The following is a 1122-nucleotide window of genomic DNA, read 5'->3' on the forward strand; positions in this document are numbered from 1 at the left end:
TGCAGATGCAGCATGCAGATGCAGCAGGTGCTGGTCAATCTGGTCCGCAACGGGATCGAGGCAATGAAGTCGACAACCGACGTGTCGAAATCACTGAAGTTTGGATCACGTCGCTATGGGGAGAACGCGATCCTGGTCGACGTCCGCGACAACGGCGACGGAATTGCCGAACCAGAACGAATTTTCGAACCGTTCTTCACCACGAAGGCGGAGGGGATGGGCATGGGCCTGGCAATCTGTCGCTCGATACTGGAATCACACGACGGCCGGCTTTGGGCAGAGAGCATCGAGCCAAGGGGAACGGTGTTCTCGTTTACGCTGCCGATCCAATCGGGCGATGCGGCATGACCCAGGACGACTGTATCATTTTCATCGTTGATGACGACAAGCGCATATGGACCTTGCTGTGCGACCTTCTGGCGGCAAGAGGCCTGGCTTCCGTTGCCTTCAACTCGATTGCCGAATATCTAGCTTTTCCTCGGCCGGACCTGCCCGGTTGCCTGATCCTCGATGTCGAACTGCCGGACATCAACGGGCTGGAATTCCAGAAACAGACCGGCCACGAGCAACATCCGCCTATCGTCTTCATCACCGGACACGGCGACATTCCATCTTCTGTACGCGCCATCCAGCGCGGCGCCGTGGACTTCCTCACCAAACCGTTCAGCGAAACCGAGTTGATGAAGTCCATCCACACGGCGATCGATCGGGATTGCGGCGTCCGCCTGGAGCGGGCCGAGCTTGTGGCGCTACAGCGCCGCCTTTCCTCCTTGACCTCCCGCGAACGCCAGGTTCTGCCGCTGGTCGTCAGCGGTCTGCTCAACAAGCAGGCGGCTGCCGAACTTGGGATCAGTGAGGTGACGCTGCAAATCCACCGCGGCAAGATCATGCACAAGATGCAGGCAGCATCGCTGGCCGATCTCGTGAGGATCGCCCAAAGGCTGCAAGTACCAGTAACTCATTCTCGGCGCGCAGGAATATCTTCGAAATGAAAACTGTACGGAAATCAACGATCGCGGTTGTCGATGACGACGTTCGGGTCCTCGAGTCGATCGAGGATCTCCTGGAGTCGGCGGGGCACTCGGTGCGTCTGTTCTCATCCCCTCAGTCTTTCCTCGAACG

At 58.4% G+C, this 1122-nt stretch carries 2 protein-coding genes; both read left to right on the forward strand.

What is annotated here, in order from left to right; translation table 11 throughout:
- A partial coding sequence (locus ACXJ7R_RS33770; protein WP_457155577.1) for an ATP-binding protein occupies nucleotides 1–348 on the forward strand: 348 nt, incomplete at its 5' end.
- Nucleotides 345–992, forward strand: coding sequence for a response regulator transcription factor (locus ACXJ7R_RS33775; RefSeq protein WP_457155578.1), 648 nt, complete (start codon nucleotides 345–347; stop codon nucleotides 990–992). The genes ACXJ7R_RS33770 and ACXJ7R_RS33775, both read left to right, overlap by 4 nt.
- The last annotated feature ends 130 nt before the right edge of the window (nucleotides 993–1122 follow it).

It is taken from the genome of Mesorhizobium sp. P5_C1 (assembly GCF_054049815.1).